The following is a 17,076-nucleotide window of genomic DNA, read 5'->3' as shown; positions in this document are numbered from 1 at the left end:
TGGCCGTGGAATAAATGTTTCATAAACATAAATACCCGCCACATCAAATCAGACATGGCGGATACATTTAGAAATTCATTTTGAATATTTTGCTTGTCTACTTGACAAGGGGCAGATCAAAGCAGGTGCTTTTTGTTTTCAATATTTTATTGAGAAAAGCCTGAGAAAAGTTTAAAATAGGAAATAATAAAAAATAAACGAAAGGAGTTTTTATCATGAATAAACGAACAGAGAGAATGAGCCGGAGTGCAGCTGAGAGAATTAACCGCAAAGATACAATGATCAGACAGAATAATGCAGAACTTGAGGAGCTGAGGAGTCAGTATGAGAATCTGGATATCTGTGAGGAGGATAAGCAGGTGATTGATGATTATATTGCCTGCAAAGATGCCAGAGCTGACAGGATGGCAGAGAAGCTCTATGAAAAGGGAAGAAAAGATGTAAAGAGATGTATCCGTATTCGAAAACTGATCCGCAGATGCATAATTCTGTCTGCCATTGTTACGGTGGTGCTGGTCCAGTATAATAAGAATGAAAAGCTGAGAGAAAGTATGGAGGAGCTGCTGAAAAGGTTACGGGATGGAGTGTCTGGTGAAGATTTATAACTGATATAAATAATGCAGATAAAAATGTACTCTCGGAATCTTTTTACAAAAGCAAATACAAGGAAGACTCCGAGAGTGCATAAACGAAAAGGAGCAAGACAGCATGGAAACACAAAGATATTCAATTTTGTACAGCAGTAAAACAGGGAACACAAAGAAGCTTGCGGAGAAGATCAGGGAGGTACTGCCTGAGGAAAACTGTGACTATTTTGGAACAGAAGGAGCAAAGGCTCTCTCTTCCGACATATTATACATTGGATTCTGGACAGATATAGGGAATGCAGATCCTGCAACACTTGAACTGTTAAAGAGTCTGAAAAACAAGAAGATCTTTCTGTTTGGAACAGCAGGTTTCGGAGGCAGTGAAGCCTATTTCCAGCAGGTTCTCGGGAAAGTTAAAGAATCTGTGGATGAGAGTAATACAGTGATGGGAGAATTTATGTGTCAGGGGAAAATGCCCCAGTCAGTCAGGGACAGATACGTAATGATGAAGGAGAAGCCGAATCATGCGCCGAACCTGGATGAACTGATCCAGAATTTTGACAGGGCGTTGTCTCACCCTGACAATGAGGATCTGGACAGACTGGAAGAAATAATCAGAAGAGACCTGAAAAAATAATTAAGTCTTGACTAACAGAGGGAACTGCGGTATAGTGCTCGTTACTAAAAAAGGTAATTCATAAATTTTTATAGATTTTCGCGAAAGAGAGGTAACGAGATATGACATTTTATCAGGAATTACAATTGAGTTCGACCGGCTCCAAACAGCTGATCAGAAGCACCACAGACCCAAAAGAGAAAAGACGACACATTTTAATCTATAATTTTAAAGTGTATCTGGTCATGGCTTTTTGCGTAGCAGTGGTGAGCATGTACAGCAAGCTTACAGGAAGCAGCAACAGTGTAGTTGGTGTTACTGTTCTACTGGCAGTGCTTGTGCTGCGACAGGCAGATTTCGGGATCAGGACGACACATGGACTGCTTTCCATTGCAGGGATCTTCGGTATACTTATGGCAGGCCCCCGTCTGGCAAATATGGTGCCTCCGTTAGCTGCGTTTGCAGTGAATGTTGTGTGTATTTTATTGCTGATGATACTGGGCTGTCACAATGTGATTATGTACAATCATTCCACCTTTGTGCTGGGATATCTGCTGCTTCTGGGCTATGATGTGACAGGAAGGGAATACACCTTCCGTGTGATCGGGCTGCTGGTGGGAATGGTGATCTGTATGATCGTATTCTATAAGAATCAGAGAAACAGAGCTTATCGAAGAACCTTCCTGGATCTGTTCCGGGAATTTGATCTTAAGTCAGCAAGAAGCAGATGGTATGTGAAACTGACACTGATCGTATCCAGCGCAATGCTGTTTATGAATCTTCTGGGACTTCCCAGAGCAATGTGGGCAGGAATCGCCTGTATGTCCGTATGTCTGCCTTTTACAGAGGACTGTATCCCAAGGTCTGTGAGCAGAGGAATGTTTAATGTTGTGGGCTGTCTGCTGTTTATTGTGCTGTATCTGGTACTTCCGGAATCCATGTATCCGTACATTGGAATGATCGGAGGAATCGGAGTTGGATATTCAGCAGGATATCCGTGGCAGACTGCATTTAATACATTTGGAGCGTTGTCTATTGCAGCAGGAATCTTCGGAATGCCGGCAGCAGTAGCACTTCGTATAGGTGCCAATGTTCTGGGAGCAGCCTATACGGTGATCTGCAATAAAGTGACAGATAAAGTAGCAGAATACATAGGTGCAAACAGATGCACAGAAAGTCTCCAGGGATAAAGGGAACATTAATATATAATTAGCAGAGGGAGGAGAAAGAACATGAAACAGAATACCCTGGAAGGCAGGGCGAAAACGAAAAATGGTGTAAAACGATTATGCTTTTCTGTAGTATGTATTTTATTGGAAGCAGCTTTTATCATTGCTATGCTTACAAAGCTGAATCAATATGCGGAGATTGTCAATCTGATGACAAGACTTCTGGCAGGTGTGCTGGTTCTTAAGCTGTATGCATCAGACCAGACCTCATCTATGAAAATGCCCTGGGTTATTTTGATCCTTGTATTCCCCATTATGGGAGTAGGATTGTACTTACTGATCGGTCTCAACGGCGGCACTCATAAAATGCGGGAGCGCTATGACCAGATTGACAGGGAACTTCTGCCGCTGCTTCCTGATGACAGTGAGTGCAGAGAAACGCTTGGCAGGAAGATTCCAAAGGCAGGCAATATCGCTGATTACATACAGAGAAATGCCTTCTATCCGGTCTATCAGAATACAGATGTTATTTATTATGATGAGGCAGTTAAAGGGCTGGAGGCTCAGCTTGCAGACTTGGCAAAGGCAGAGAAATTTATTTTTATAGAATATCATGCCATTGAGGATGCACAGGCTTGGCATAAAATCCAGAGGGTTCTGGAAGACCGCGTAAAGGCGGGAGTGGAAGTCAGAGTGTTTTATGACGACATGGGTTCCATTGGATTTATCAATACAGACTTTATTAAGAAAATGGAAAATGTGGGAATCCACTGCAGAGTGTTCAATCCTTTTACTCCGGGTCTGAATGTGTTTCTGAATAACCGGGATCACCGCAAGATCACAGTAATCGATGGAAAAGTAGGATTTACCGGCGGTTATAACCTTGCTAATGAATATTTTAATTTCACACATCCTTATGGACAGTGGAAGGACACAGGTATCCGTCTGGAGGGGGAGGCTGTCCGTTCTCTGACAGTAACATTCCTGGAGATGTGGAATGCTGTCAGTGATAAGGATAAAAATGACAGTGATTTTACCGAATTTCTGGTTCAGACAGATTATCAGGCAAAGCAGACAGGATTTATCCAACCCTATGCGGACAGTCCTATGGATCATGAACAGGTAGGTGAAGAAGTGTATATCAGTATGGTGAATAAAGCGGAAAAATATTGCTGGTTTATGACTCCGTACCTGATCATCACAGATGAAATGACCCATGCTCTGTGTCTGGCAGCCAAGCGAGGGGTAGATGTAAGGATCGTTACACCTGGTATTCCGGATAAAAAGATGATCTACAATATCACACGATCCTTTTACCATGGACTGGTAAAGCATGGAGTGCGTATTTACGAATGGACACCTGGTTTCTGTCACGCAAAGATGAGTGTGGCAGATGATTGTATGGCAACCTGCGGAACCATAAATCTGGATTACCGAAGTCTGTATCATCATTTTGAAAACGGCTGCTTTATGGCAGACTGTCAGGCAGTTCTGGATATCCGAAATGATCTTGCAGCAACCATGGATGAATGCCGTGAAGTGACAGAACAGTACAGTACCGGACGTAGCGCGTATCTGCGCCTGGGACAGCTGTTTATGAGATTATTTGCGGGATTGTTATAACGTTACTGCTTACTCCGTTCACAGTAACATTATAACACTTGGAAAAAAGCAGAATATCGTGTACAATGGAATGAGTAATAGCAAAACTATTAAAATATGGGAGGAATTTTAACTATGGATCTTTCAACCTTAGTAAAAATGTCAAATACTTATGGAAGCAACCCTGCTTATGTTCTTGCAGGCGGTGGTAATACTTCAGTAAAAGACGACACCACACTGTATGTAAAAGGCTCTGGTACACAGCTTGCCACAATCAAGGCAGAGGAATTTGTGGAAATGAGCAGAGCACGTTTGAATGAGATCATGAAGACAGATTATCCTGAAGATGATGTCAAACGTGAATCACTGTATCTTGCAGATGTTATGGCTGCAGTAACAGATGCTGACAAAACAAAACGTCCAAGTGTGGAAGCACTGCTTCACAACTTATTTGCTTATACTTATGTACTGCATGTTCATCCTACACTTGTCAACGGACTGACCTGCGGAAAAGGCGCAAAGGAACTCAGCGAACAGCTCCTTGGAAAAGATGTACTCTGGATCGATATCTGCAAACCAGGTTATACACTTGCGCGTATCTGTTATGAGAAAATGAATGCTTATAAAGAAGAATTCGGAAAAGATGTTCAGGTTCTTCTGCTTCAGAATCACGGAATTTTCGTTGCAGCAAATACTGTAGAGGAAATTGGAGTTTTATTTGACGATGTAATTGGCAAGTTGGAGAAACAGGTGAAGAGAACTGCTGATGTCAGTGATGCTGTTACACCTGAAAAAGAGCAGGCAGCAGAGAAGCTTTCCCAGTTACTGGGACATGCAGTAGAAGTGGTACCTGTAGCAGAAGCTGATCATTTTGTAAAAGATAAAGCAGCGGCTGCACCCCTTCTGAAACCATTTACACCGGATCACATTGTATACTGTGGACCATATCCGTTATTTGTAGAAAATATTGATCAGGCAAAAGATGCGCTGGACACATTTATGAAAGAGAATGACAAAGAGCCAAGACTGATCCTGGTACAGGGAGTTGGCGCCTTTATTATGGAAGATGATAAGGGAAAAGCTGCAAAAGCACAGCTTCTTGTAAAAGATGCGATCAAGCTTGCAGTATATGCAGAAAGCTTTGGCGGACCGCTTCACATGACAGATGATATTACATACTTTATCACACATTGGGAAGCAGAAGCATACCGCAGTAAGAAATGATATAATAAGGGAGTGTGAAAATTTTTTCACACTCCCTTTTAAATTATTTTCAGGCTTTTCTGAAAGCTGCTCTCTTACGTTCTCTGGAATCCAGCAGTCTCTTACGGATACGGAGAGACTCCGGTGTAACCTCCAGAAGTTCATCCTGGTCGATGAAGTCGATAGCCTGCTCCAGGCTGAGAACTCTAGGCGGGGTTAATTTCAGCGCATCATCAGCGGAAGAAGAACGTGTGTTGGTCAGATGCTTTGTTTTACATACGTTCAACTCAATATCTTCAGCTTTGCCATTCTGTCCGATAACCATACCACTGTAAACCTTTGCTCCAGGTCCTATGAATAAAGTACCACGCTCCTGAGCTGCGAACAGACCATAAGTAACAGCTTCGCCAGCCTCGAATGCGATCAGAGATCCCTGTTTTCTGTACTGGAAATCTCCCTTATAAGGAGCATATCCGTCAAACATAGTATTGATAATACCGGTACCCTTGGTGGAAGTAAGGAATTCACCGCGGAATCCGATCAGTCCACGTGAAGGGATGTGGAATTCCAGACGGACAGTACCATCACTGGCGGTACTCATACCCTGCAGTTCACCCTTACGTTCGCTGAGCTTCTGGATTACAGTACCGGAAAATTCTTCCGGAACATCTACATAAGCAATTTCCATTGGCTCAAGCTTTTTGCCACGCTCGTCTGTTTTGTACAGAACCTCCGGTTTACTTACTGCGAATTCATAACCTTCACGTCTCATGTTCTCGATCAGGACAGACAGATGAAGTTCACCACGTCCGGAAACCTTGAATGCTTCTGTTGTCTCAGTATCTTCTACTCTCAGGCTGACATCAGTGTTCAGCTCGCGGTAGAGACGGTCACGGAGATGACGGGATGTGATGTATTTACCTTCCTGGCCTGCCAGAGGACTATCATTTACGATGAAGTTCATGGCAATGGTAGGCTCGGAAATCTTCTGGAAAGGAATTGCTTCAGGGTTCTCTCCACCGCAGAGAGTATCACCGATGTGGATATCTGCGATACCGGAAATAGCAACGATGGAACCAATCGTAGCTTCCTTTACTTCAACCTTGTTCAGACCGTCAAACTCATAAAGCTTGCTGATCTTAACTTTCTTACGTTTGTCCAGATCATGATGGTTTAACAGAGTCAGCTCCTGATTTACTGCAATTGTACCATTCTCAACTTTACCTACACCGATACGTCCAACATATTCGTTGTAGTCAATGGTACTGATCAGAACCTGAGTATCTGCATCAGGATCTCCCTCCGGAGCCGGGATATATTTCAGGATAGCGTCAAACAGCGGAGCCATATCCTTAGGAGTATCATTTAAGTCGATCACAGCATGACCTGCTTTTGCAGAAGCATACAGGAACGGACAGTCAAGCTGCTCATCAGAAGCACCAAGATCCATAAGAAGTTCCAGAACTTCATCTACAACCTCGTCAGGACGAGCCTCCGGACGATCGATCTTGTTGATACAAACGATTACATGGAGATCAAGTTCAAGGGCTTTCTTAAGAACGAATTTAGTCTGAGGCATAGCACCTTCGAAAGCATCAACGAGAAGAATAACACCGTCTACCATCTTAAGTACACGTTCTACCTCGCCACCGAAATCAGCATGTCCTGGTGTGTCGATAATGTTGATCTTTGTATCTTTGTAATGAATAGCTGTATTCTTGGATAAAATAGTGATGCCACGTTCACGTTCGATGTCATTGGAGTCCATGACACGTTCCTGAACTTCCTGGTTCTCACGGAATACACCGCTCTGCTTCAGAAGCTGGTCAACCAGAGTTGTTTTACCGTGGTCAACGTGTGCGATAATGGCTACGTTACGGACGTCTTCACGTTTTGTTCTCATAAAATGATTTCCTTTCCTCTTTAAATCTGAATGATTGGTAATGTATTTATTCCTATTATATGTGTTTTTTTCTTCAATAAGTTACCCGATTTTCCAGTTTACCACATTTTCCACAGATTACAAGGTGTTAAAATAATTTTTTTTATTTTTACCGATTCTGGTTCTAAACAAGAAAGCCTGTACATAACCTTATAAAGAACAATATAAGGTACGCCAGGGCAGGAGAACTGAAACTGCAGTCTGTCCTGAGAGGAAGGAGAACAAATTATGGCAGATAAAATTATTGAAAACAATCAGGTATCAATGATGGGCAAGATTGCAGCAGGATTCACCTTCAGTCATCAGGTGTTTGGTGAAGGCTTTTATATGACAGAGCTTATGGTAAAAAGGCTCAGTGATTCAGAGGACAGGATTCCGGTAATGGTTTCGGAACGGCTGATCGATGTGACACAGGATTATATTGGAGAGTATGTAGAGATTCACGGACAGTTTCGTTCCTATAACAGGCATGAGGAGAAACATAACCGTCTGGTGCTTTCTGTGTTTACCAGAGAACTGAAATTTGTAGAGGAAGAAGATGATACAGTTCCGGTAAACCAGATTTTTCTGGATGGCTATATCTGTAAACCTCCGGTATATCGGAAAACTCCTCTGGGACGGGAGATTGCGGATCTGCTTCTGGCTGTGAACAGACCTTATGGAAAATCTGATTACATACCTTGCATCTGCTGGGGCAGAAATGCCCGATATGCTTCTGCCTTTGAGGTGGGCGGCCATGTACTGATCTGGGGCAGAATCCAGAGCAGGGAATATATGAAACGGACAGGAGAAAATGAGACAGAGAAAAGAGTGGCTTATGAGGTATCTGTGAGCAAATTGGAATATATAGAATAAAAAAGAGGTTTTGTGAACAGCGCCGGGAAATAACATTTACTTGCAATTATTCAGAAACTGAGGTAATATAAGCGTATTCAAAAACAATTCAGGTCAGAGGCAGATACCTTTTGACTCTGACCTTATTTTATTAGATTAAGAGGAATTGTCTGTCATGGAAAAGGAATTTACAGAAGTTTACTGTGGAAGTGGGAAAGGCAAGACTACTCTGGCAGTTGGCCAGTGCCTGAGAGCTTCTGCCAACGGTAAGAGTGTGATCATTATTCAGTTTCTGAAAGGTAAGGAGCGGCGAGAACTGGATTTTCTGGAGGAGCTGGAGAATCAGGATATCAAGATTTTCCGGTTTGAAAAGATGGAGAAATGCTATGAGCAGCTTAATGACCAGGAAAAAGAGGAAGAAAATAATAATATCCTGAATGCATTGAATTTTGCGAGAAAGGTAATCGCTACTCAGGAGTGTGATTTTCTGCTGCTGGATGAGATTCTCGGACTGCTGGATTATGGAATTGCCACAGAGGAGGCACTGGAGGAGATCCTGAAGCTGAAGGATGACAGTATGCATATTATTCTTACAGGAAGAGTTTTACCGGAGGGACTGCGTAAATATGCAGACAGTGTAACCACGCTGACTACAGAACTTCTGCATTGCGAAGCGGGGTGCTGGGAACGGAGTGAACAGTAACGTAAAAAGGCTATTGAGACAGAAAGTCGATAATAAAAATAATAGATACAGAAGAACAAGGAGGAAAGCAAATGGCAATTTTTAAAGGTGCGGGCGTTGCGATTGTAACCCCTATGTATGAGGATGGTAAGGTTAATTATGATAAGCTGGAGGAGCTTCTGGAGTTCCAGATCGCCAACAGTACAGATGCCATTATCATCTGTGGAACTACAGGTGAATCATCTACTATGACTCATGGAGAACATCTTAAAACAATCAAATTTGCAATTGACAAAGTAAATAAAAGAGTGCCTGTTATTGCAGGTACAGGTTCCAACTGTACAGAAACTGCGATCATGATGTCAAAAGAGGCTGCTTCCTATGGTGCAGATGCACTGCTGGTGGTAACTCCTTATTATAATAAGGCAACACAGAAGGGCCTGATCGCCCATTATACAGCTATCGCTGAGGCTGTACCGGAAACTCCGATCATTATGTATAATGTACCAAGCCGTACCGGATGTAACATTCAGCCTGCAACAGCAGTAGCTCTTGCAAAGAACGTAAAGAACATCGTTGGTATCAAGGCTGCAAGCGGAGATCTGTCACAGATCGCAACGATGATGTCCATGGCTGACGGATGCATTGAACTGTATTCCGGAAATGATGACCAGGTACTGCCGATCCTTTCCCTTGGCGGACTTGGAGTGATTTCCGTACTTTCTAACGTGGCTCCAAAGGAAACTCATGATATGGTCATGAAATTCCTGGAAGGAGATATCAAGGGTGCGGCTGAGATCCAGTTAAAGGCAATCCCACTGATCCATGCATTATTCAGCGAAGTAAATCCTATTCCTGTAAAAGCAGCCCTGAACCTGATGGGTAAGGAAGCAGGCCCGCTTCGTATGCCGCTGACAGAAATGGATGATGCAAATAAAGCAGTTCTGGCACAGGCTATGAAGGACTTCGGTATCAAACTGGCATAAGGAACAGGACAACGGAATTTGAAAGGAAATTACAAATGGTAAAGATTATTATGCATGGCTGCAACGGCCACATGGGGCAGGTGATTTCCGGACTTGTAGCACAGGATCCGGATGCGGAGATCGTAGCTGGTATTGATGTAGCAGACCAGGGTAAGAACAGCTATCCTGTTTACACAAATATGAAAGAATGTCAGGTAGAAGCAGATGCTCTGATCGATTTTTCTTCTGCCAAAGCGACAGATGCACTTTTGGATTATTGTGCAGAACGTAAGCTTCCGGTAGTTTTATGTACTACGGGATTAAGCGAGGAGCAGCTTGCGAAGGTGGAAGAGACAGCGAAGAAAGTAGCTGTTCTGAAATCTGCCAATATGTCTCTGGGTATTAATACATTAATGAAACTGCTCCAGGATGCGGCAAAAGTTCTGGCTACAGCAGGTTTCGATATGGAGATCGTGGAGAAACATCATCGTCTGAAACTGGATGCACCCAGCGGAACAGCACTGGCTCTGGCAGACAGCCTGAATGAGGCTATGGATAACCAGTATCATTATACTTATGACCGCAGCCAGAGACGTCAGATGCGTGATGATAAAGAAATCGGTATTTCTGCTGTACGAGGCGGTACGATCGTGGGAGAGCATGAAGTGATCTTTGCAGGTCCCGATGAAGTGATCGAGTTTAAGCATACTGCATATTCCAAGGCCGTATTTGGCAAGGGAGCAGTTGAAGCAGCCAAGTTCCTGGCAGGTAAACCGGCAGGACGTTATGAAATGAGCGATGTGATCAGCGCTAAATAATACAAAAGAGGAAATACATTTATGTTATCTGTAAATGTATTTCCTCTTTTTTTATTAATTTTTATTTTTGGCAAGAGCACGAAAAAGTAAGTTTTTCCAGTATAGTACAAATTTTTTTGCACATATTAAACATACAAAGGTTACTGTTCACTCTGTGATCGGTAACGTACAATATTAATTCCGGAAGAATCTGTCCTGTCAGGGTGGAAGACCCGGAGAAAGGGAGAAAAATATGAGAAAAAATGCAAAAAAAATTTTAGTGGGCGCTGTGCTGATTCTGACTCTGGCCATTTTTACAGCCTGTGGGAGCAGTAATAATAATGCGGACGAGGTGGAAAAAGAGAATAACAAGACAACAGAGGAAAATATGGCAGAAAATGAGAGTGTAGATAAGAAGGATACAGACAGCAGTGAAAAAGATGAGAAGGGTACAGATGAGAAGCCTTCAGATGACAGGGAAACAGGTGAGAATGGGGAAGAACAAAAGAAAGAAGACAGCAACAATGATGGCACCGTATCCGGTGAGCTTGGAAACAGTGTAAAGGATCTGGGCGAAGGCGTGGGAAATGCTGTTGAGGATGTGGGAGATGCAGTGGGAAATGCCACGGAAGGAAGGTAAGCCCTAAGCTTTTTGGAACGGTAGTGCGGATTTATGGGATGGGATCGTTGCTGGGAACGAAGTGAACAGTAACACAATAAATCCGCACTGTAAGTCCCGGGTTGCGGTATTGAGATAATTTATGGTATTATCATGATAAAGTGTAAGGCGGCAGCCACTGCAGATAAAAATATACGGAGGTAGAAAAGAATATGAGATTTCGCCCATGTATTGATATACATAATGGAAAAGTAAAGCAAATAGTAGGAGGAAGCCTGACAGATGTGCAGGACCAGGCAGAGGAGAATTTTGTGTCAGAGCAAGATGGGGCATTTTATTCCAGGTTATACAGGGAAGCCGGCTTAAGCGGTGGGCATGTGATCCTTCTTAACAGCCAGGATTCCCCATATTATGAGGCAACCAGGGCACAGGCATTTCTGGCGCTGAAGGCTTATCCCGGAGGTCTGCAGCTTGGAGGTGGGGTGAATCCTCAAAATGCAGGTGTTTATCTGGATGCAGGAGCCAGCCATGTGATCGTTACCTCTTATGTATTCAGGGATGGCAGGATTTCCTGGGAAAAACTGGAGGAAATGGAGCAGGCTGCAGGACGGGAACATCTTGTCCTGGATCTAAGCTGCAGAAAAAAGGAAAACAGCTATTATATAGTTACAGACCGCTGGCAGAAATTCACAGATGTACCGGTAACTCTGGAGACTATGGAAGAGCTGGGTGAACACTGTGATGAGTTCCTGGTACATGCAGTGGATGTAGAAGGAAAAGCCCATGGAGTAGAGACGGAGCTGGCGGAGCTCCTCAGCGGATATACAAAGCGGCCGGTTACCTATGCCGGAGGTGTTGGTTCTATGGCTGATATTGAACTGCTGAGAAAATATGGGAAAAATAATCTGGATGTTACGGTAGGTAGTGCACTGGATCTTTTTGGAGGGAAAATCCCGTTCAGAGAGCTTGCAGAACTGCGCTAAAAGGTATACTGAATCTGCATGACCTTTATAATTGCGGCAGGAATTAGAGAATACATAGGAAAATAACAGAAAAAATGTGAAATTTTTATAAAATGATGTTAAAATTCGGAAAGGTGTGTTATAATAGGTTCATCAAACAGCAAAGGGGATGGAAGCATGAAATTTATCATCAGCGGAAAAAATATAGCAGTTACCGAGGGACTGAGAACGGCGGTAGAGGATAAGCTCGGCAAACTGGAAAGGTATTTCACTCCTGACACCGAGGTTGTAGTAACTTTAAGTGTTGAAAAAGAAAGACAGAAAATTGAAGTGACAATTCCTGTAAAAGGCAACATCATCCGTTCTGAGCAGATCAGCAATGATATGTATGTATCTATTGATCTTGTGGAAGAGGTCATTGAACGTCAGCTTCGCAAATACAAAAATAAACTGGTAGACAAACAGCAGGCAGCAGCCAATTTCCAGAAAGCATATCTGGACAAGGATTACGAGGAAGACGAAGAAGTTAAGATCATCCGTACCAAGAAATTCGGCATCAAGCCAATGTATCCGGAGGATGCATGTGTACAGATGGAGCTTCTGGGACATAATTTCTTTGTATTCTATAATGCAGAGACAGATCAGGTAAATGTAGTGTACAAACGTAAAGGTAATACTTACGGATTGATCGAGCCGGAATTCTAGAAATTTTACAAGATTATAAAAATTCAGCCAGGTTTGGAAAGGGAAATTTCCCAGGTTCCGGCCTGGCTGTTTTTATTTATCTGTGAGTTTTGACGTAGTATGGAAAATATGATAAAATGTAAGGAAATTGCAGCTGTGAAAATGGGTAGCTGCAAAAATCCTGAAAAGAAAAGAGGAACATAACATTATGAGAGAAGCCGGAGTATTAATGCCAGTTTCCGCACTCCCATCCCGTGTAGGTGCAGGAGAGCTTGGCGAAGCAGCATTTCATTTTATAGAATTGTTAAAGAGAAATCATGTCAGGATCTGGCAGATTCTTCCCTTGAACCCTGTAGGGTATGGAAATTCTCCCTATCAGCCATATTCTTCCTGCGCAGGAGATGATATTTATATCAGTCTGGATACTCTGGCAGAGGAGGGGTTGCTCAAAAAATCACCAATGCCTTTTTTGGAAAAGTGTAAAAAAGTGGATTATGAAAGAGTACGTCAGTACAGAGAGCCCTATCTGAGAGCGGCATTTATGGCTTTTGTGGAGCAAAAGGGCTATGAGAAACCAGAGTATAAAGAGTTTGCTGCTCAATCCTGGGTCTATGAATATGGTGTCTTCCGTGCATTAAAGGAAGCAAACAACGGAGCCTGCTGGAATGAATGGCCAGAGGAAGACCGTACCTGGCCTGAGAAGAGACACGTACTGGGTACAGAGGCAGAAGCAGAAGCAAGATACCAGATGTTCCTTCAGTATATTTTTTATACCCAGTGGATGAAAGTAAAGAAAGCTGCCAATGAAGCAGGAATCCAGATTATGGGAGATGTTCCTTTCTATGTGGGACAGGACTCTGTGGATGTGTGGGGCGGAAAGGATAATTTCCTTCTGGACACAGATGGACGTCCGATTTTTATTGCAGGGGTACCACCGGATTATTTCAGCGCAGTAGGACAGAGATGGGGAAATCCAATCTATGATTGGGAGCATATGAAAGAGCAAGGCTATCAGTTCTGGATAGACAGGATCGGATATAGTAATAAACTTTTTGATATTATCCGTATTGACCATTTCCGTGCATTTGACACATACTGGAAGATTCCTGCTTCCTGCCCTACTGCCATTGAAGGGGAGTGGATCGAGGCACCGGGTTATGAGGTTATTGATATTCTGCAGGAGAAGATTCCGGGACTGAACCTGGTGGCTGAGGATCTGGGAGATCTTCGCCCGGAAGTACTTACCCTGAAGGATCATTACCATCTGAAGGGAATGAAGGTCTTCCTTTTCTCTGTTGAAACAGGTGGAAAATATGCCCGAGATATTTTCCATGATGTGGAAAATATGATCTTCTATACAGGAACTCATGATAATGATACAGTGATGGAATGGTATGGCAGACTTAGCACAGCAGCCAAGAGAAAATTCCGCAAATTCCTGAAGCGCAACGGAGCAAAACAGGGATCTGTAAAGGACAGAGTGCTGGCTTATACTCTGGGTAATCAGGCAGAATATGCTATTATTCCGCTGGCGGATATTCTTGGACTTGGAAAAGAGGGCCATATTAATACACCTGGAACTATCGGTTCCCCTAACTGGGAATGGCACCTGCCGGATTTTGTACAGGCAGAGAAGGAACTGGCTTCTTATGGCCGTCTGATTGTAAAGACAGGCAGAAGTTAAGTCCCTGGCTTGTGGTTTTGTTCTTGGTTTGTTCATGAAATATTTATTGTGTTCCACCATGGAAAGTGTTAAAATGGTCATTGTTGTGTATTAAATGAGATAGTGTATGCTCTAAAAAAGATAAACAGGAGTTAAATTTATGAATATGTTTTCAAAAGTATTCGGGAGCCGCAGCCAGCGAGAGGTAAAGCGTATTATGCCGCTGGTGGACAAGATTGAAAGTCTGCGCCCGGAGATGCAGAAGTTAAGTGATGAGGAACTGAAAGGAAAGACCAGAGAGTTTAAGAAACGTCTGGAAGAGGGAGAGACATTGGATGATCTTCTTCCGGAGGCATTCGCAGTTGTCCGTGAGGCCGGCAAGCGTGTTCTGGGCATGGAGCATTTCCGTGTACAGCTTATCGGTGGTATTATTCTCCACCAGGGTCGTATCGCAGAGATGAGAACCGGTGAAGGTAAAACTCTGGTAGCTACTCTTCCCTCTTACCTGAATGCCCTGGAGGGCAAAGGTGTGCATGTCGTAACTGTCAATGATTACCTGGCAAAGCGTGATGCAGATGAGATGGGACAGATCCACAGATTCCTGGGACTGACAGTAGGCGTTGTACTGAATGATATGAAGCAGGACGAGCGTCGTGCTGCATATAACTGTGATATTACTTATGTCACCAATAATGAGCTTGGTTTCGATTATCTGCGTGACAACATGGTTATCTATAAAGAACAGCTGGTTCAGAGAGATCTGCACTACTGTATCATCGATGAGGTGGACTCTATTCTCATCGACGAGGCACGTACCCCGCTGATCATTTCCGGACAGAGCGGTAAGTCAACCAAGTTATACGAGGCTTGCGATATTCTTGCACAGCAGTTAGAGCGTGGTGAAGCCAGCCATGAGATGACCAAGATGGCAGCTATTATGGGCGAGGAGGTTATCGAGACCGGTGACTTCGTTGTAAATGAGAAGGATAAGATCGTCAATCTGACAGAGCAGGGTGTTCATAAGGTTGAGAATTTCTTCCATATTGAGAACCTGGCTGATCCGGAAAATCTGGAGATCCAGCACAATATCACTCTTGCACTTCGTGCACATAACCTGATGCACAAAGATCAGGATTATGTTGTAAAGGATGATGAGATCCTGATCGTTGATGAATTTACCGGACGTATCATGCCGGGCCGTCGTTATTCCGATGGACTTCATCAGGCGATTGAAGCAAAAGAGCATGTTAAGATTAAACGTGAGAGTAAGACTCTGGCAACTATTACCTTCCAGAACTTCTTTAATAAATATGACAAGAAGGGCGGTATGACAGGTACAGCTATCACAGAGGAGAAAGAGTTCCGTGATATCTATGCAATGGACGTTGTAGAGATCCCGACTAACAGACCGGTTATCCGTGTTGATCATGAAGATGCTGTTTATATGACAAAGAAAGAGAAATTCAATGCAGTTGTCAATGCTGTAGTGGAGGCTCATGCAAAACAGCAGCCTGTACTGGTTGGTACAATTACAATCGAAACTTCTGAATTACTCAGCCGCATGCTGAAGAGACAGGGAATCAAGCATAATGTATTGAATGCCAAGTTCCATGAACTGGAGGCAGAGATCGTAGCACAGGCAGGTCAGGCAGGGGCAGTTACCATCGCCACTAACATGGCTGGTCGTGGTACGGATATTAAGCTGGATGATGTGGCAAGAAATGCCGGTGGCCTGATGATCATCGGTACAGAGCGTCATGAATCCAGACGTATTGACAATCAGCTCCGTGGACGTTCCGGTCGACAGGGAGACCCGGGTGAATCCCGTTTCTATATCTCTCTGGAGGATGACCTGATGCGTCTGTTTGGTTCTGAGAGATTGATGAAGATCTTTACTTCTCTGGGCGTTGCCGAGAATGAGCAGATCGAGCATAAGATGCTTTCCAATGCTATTGAGAAAGCACAGGAGAAGATTGAGTTTAATAACTTTGGTATTCGTAAAAATCTTCTGGATTATGACCAGGTTAATAATGAACAGCGTGAGATCATTTACAAAGAGCGTCGTCAGGTGCTGGATGGTGAGAACATGCGGGATGCTATTTACAATATGATCCAGGATACAGTAGACAGCTATGTGGATATGTGCTTCTCTGATGATGTAGATTCTGAAGAGTGGGATCTGAATGAATTCAACGGAGCTATCAGCCCGATCATTCCTCTCAAACCTCTGACACCGGAGAGTGTAAAAGGCAAGAGAAGAAATGAGATCAAGCATGAACTGAAGGAAGAGGCTGTGAAGCTTTATGAAGCAAAAGAAGCTGAGTTCCCGGAACCGGAGCAGCTTCGTGAGCTGGAGCGTGTAGTTCTGCTGAAGAGCATTGACAGCAAATGGATGGATCATATTGATGATATGGAAATCCTTCGTCAGGGTATTGGACTGGCAGCTTATGGACAGAGAGATCCGGTTGTTGAGTACAAGATGAATGCCTTTGATATGTTTAATGAAATGATCAATTCTATCCAGGAGGATACTCTCCGTATGCTGTATCATGTACATGTAGAGCAGAAGATAGAGAGAGAGCAGGTTGCCAAGGTTACCGGAACCAATAAGGATGACAGTGGTGTGAAGAAGCCGGTTCAGAGAAAAGAAATCAAGGTATACCCAAATGATCCGTGTCCATGTGGAAGCGGAAAGAAATATAAACAGTGCTGCGGACGCAAGAAACCAGCCTGATGCTGATGTGTTAAATC

Annotated in this window: 15 protein-coding genes; 14 read left to right on the top strand and 1 reads right to left on the bottom strand. The window is 43.4% G+C overall.

Going from position 1 to position 17,076, the window contains the following annotated elements; genetic code table 11:
- Positions 1-215 precede the first annotated feature (215 nt).
- From H8Z82_RS13135 to H8Z82_RS13115, 5 genes are all read left to right on the top strand, one after another.
- Positions 216-605 (top strand): hypothetical protein, encoded by a 390-nt coding sequence (locus H8Z82_RS13135; protein ID WP_019162929.1) that lies wholly within the window; start codon positions 216-218, stop codon positions 603-605.
- 103 nt (positions 606-708) lie between these two features.
- The gene (gene bilS / locus H8Z82_RS13130; RefSeq protein ID WP_186995368.1) at positions 709-1,224 is read left to right on the top strand and encodes a flavodoxin family protein BilS; all 516 of its coding nucleotides are present in this window, start codon (positions 709-711) and stop codon (positions 1,222-1,224) included.
- A 101-nt stretch (positions 1,225-1,325) separates the two neighbouring features.
- Positions 1,326-2,393: an FUSC family protein gene (locus H8Z82_RS13125; RefSeq protein WP_186995367.1), complete on the top strand. Its 1,068-nt coding sequence runs from the start codon at positions 1,326-1,328 to the stop codon at positions 2,391-2,393.
- 42 nt (positions 2,394-2,435) lie between these two features.
- On the top strand, positions 2,436-3,995 hold the full coding sequence (cls, locus tag H8Z82_RS13120) for a cardiolipin synthase (protein WP_186995366.1): 1,560 nt from the start codon (positions 2,436-2,438) through the stop codon (positions 3,993-3,995).
- Between the two features lie 114 nt (positions 3,996-4,109).
- Complete coding sequence (locus H8Z82_RS13115; RefSeq protein WP_186995365.1) at positions 4,110-5,198, top strand: class II aldolase/adducin family protein; 1,089 nt, start codon at positions 4,110-4,112, stop codon at positions 5,196-5,198.
- A 49-nt stretch (positions 5,199-5,247) separates the two neighbouring features.
- Here the strand turns inward: H8Z82_RS13115 and typA are convergent, their stop codons facing one another.
- Positions 5,248-7,080: a translational GTPase TypA gene (gene typA, locus H8Z82_RS13110; RefSeq protein WP_055150693.1), complete on the bottom strand. Its 1,833-nt coding sequence runs from the start codon at positions 7,078-7,080 to the stop codon at positions 5,248-5,250.
- Positions 7,081-7,347: 267 nt separating this feature from the next.
- Between typA and H8Z82_RS13105 the strand changes: the two genes are divergently transcribed.
- From H8Z82_RS13105 to secA, 9 genes are all read left to right on the top strand, one after another.
- Positions 7,348-7,974 carry a single-stranded DNA-binding protein gene (locus tag H8Z82_RS13105; RefSeq protein WP_173743602.1) on the top strand — a complete coding sequence of 209 codons (627 nt, stop codon included), beginning with the start codon at positions 7,348-7,350 and terminating at the stop codon, positions 7,972-7,974.
- 154 nt (positions 7,975-8,128) lie between these two features.
- Entirely contained in the window at positions 8,129-8,656 is a 528-nt protein-coding gene (locus tag H8Z82_RS13100; RefSeq protein ID WP_186995364.1) for a cob(I)yrinic acid a,c-diamide adenosyltransferase, read from the top strand.
- A 71-nt stretch (positions 8,657-8,727) separates the two neighbouring features.
- Positions 8,728-9,621 carry a 4-hydroxy-tetrahydrodipicolinate synthase gene (dapA, locus tag H8Z82_RS13095; RefSeq protein WP_173743601.1) on the top strand — a complete coding sequence of 298 codons (894 nt, stop codon included), beginning with the start codon at positions 8,728-8,730 and terminating at the stop codon, positions 9,619-9,621.
- Between the two features lie 35 nt (positions 9,622-9,656).
- A complete protein-coding gene (gene dapB / locus H8Z82_RS13090; RefSeq protein WP_019162920.1) occupies positions 9,657-10,418 on the top strand; it encodes a 4-hydroxy-tetrahydrodipicolinate reductase in 762 nt (253 codons plus the stop codon).
- Between the two features lie 232 nt (positions 10,419-10,650).
- The gene (locus tag H8Z82_RS13085; RefSeq protein ID WP_186995363.1) at positions 10,651-11,037 is read left to right on the top strand and encodes a hypothetical protein; all 387 of its coding nucleotides are present in this window, start codon (positions 10,651-10,653) and stop codon (positions 11,035-11,037) included.
- A gap of 191 nt (positions 11,038-11,228) precedes the next feature.
- Positions 11,229-11,999: a phosphoribosylformimino-5-aminoimidazole carboxamide ribotide isomerase gene (gene hisA / locus H8Z82_RS13080; RefSeq protein WP_186995362.1), complete on the top strand. Its 771-nt coding sequence runs from the start codon at positions 11,229-11,231 to the stop codon at positions 11,997-11,999.
- 156 nt (positions 12,000-12,155) lie between these two features.
- The gene (hpf, locus tag H8Z82_RS13075; protein ID WP_186995361.1) at positions 12,156-12,683 is read left to right on the top strand and encodes a ribosome hibernation-promoting factor, HPF/YfiA family; all 528 of its coding nucleotides are present in this window, start codon (positions 12,156-12,158) and stop codon (positions 12,681-12,683) included.
- A 160-nt stretch (positions 12,684-12,843) separates the two neighbouring features.
- Positions 12,844-14,346, top strand: a complete 1,503-nt coding sequence (malQ, locus tag H8Z82_RS13070; protein ID WP_279289728.1) for a 4-alpha-glucanotransferase — start codon at positions 12,844-12,846, stop codon at positions 14,344-14,346.
- Positions 14,347-14,485: 139 nt separating this feature from the next.
- Entirely contained in the window at positions 14,486-17,059 is a 2,574-nt protein-coding gene (gene secA, locus H8Z82_RS13065; protein WP_019162914.1) for a preprotein translocase subunit SecA, read from the top strand.
- Positions 17,060-17,076 lie beyond the last annotated feature (17 nt).

The sequence above is a fragment of the Blautia difficilis genome, assembly GCF_014297245.1.
Classification (GTDB): Bacteria; Bacillota; Clostridia; order Lachnospirales; family Lachnospiraceae; genus Blautia_A; species Blautia_A difficilis.
The sequence above is the reverse complement of the archived record's forward strand: the minus strand, read 5'-3'. Positions and strand labels throughout refer to the sequence as shown.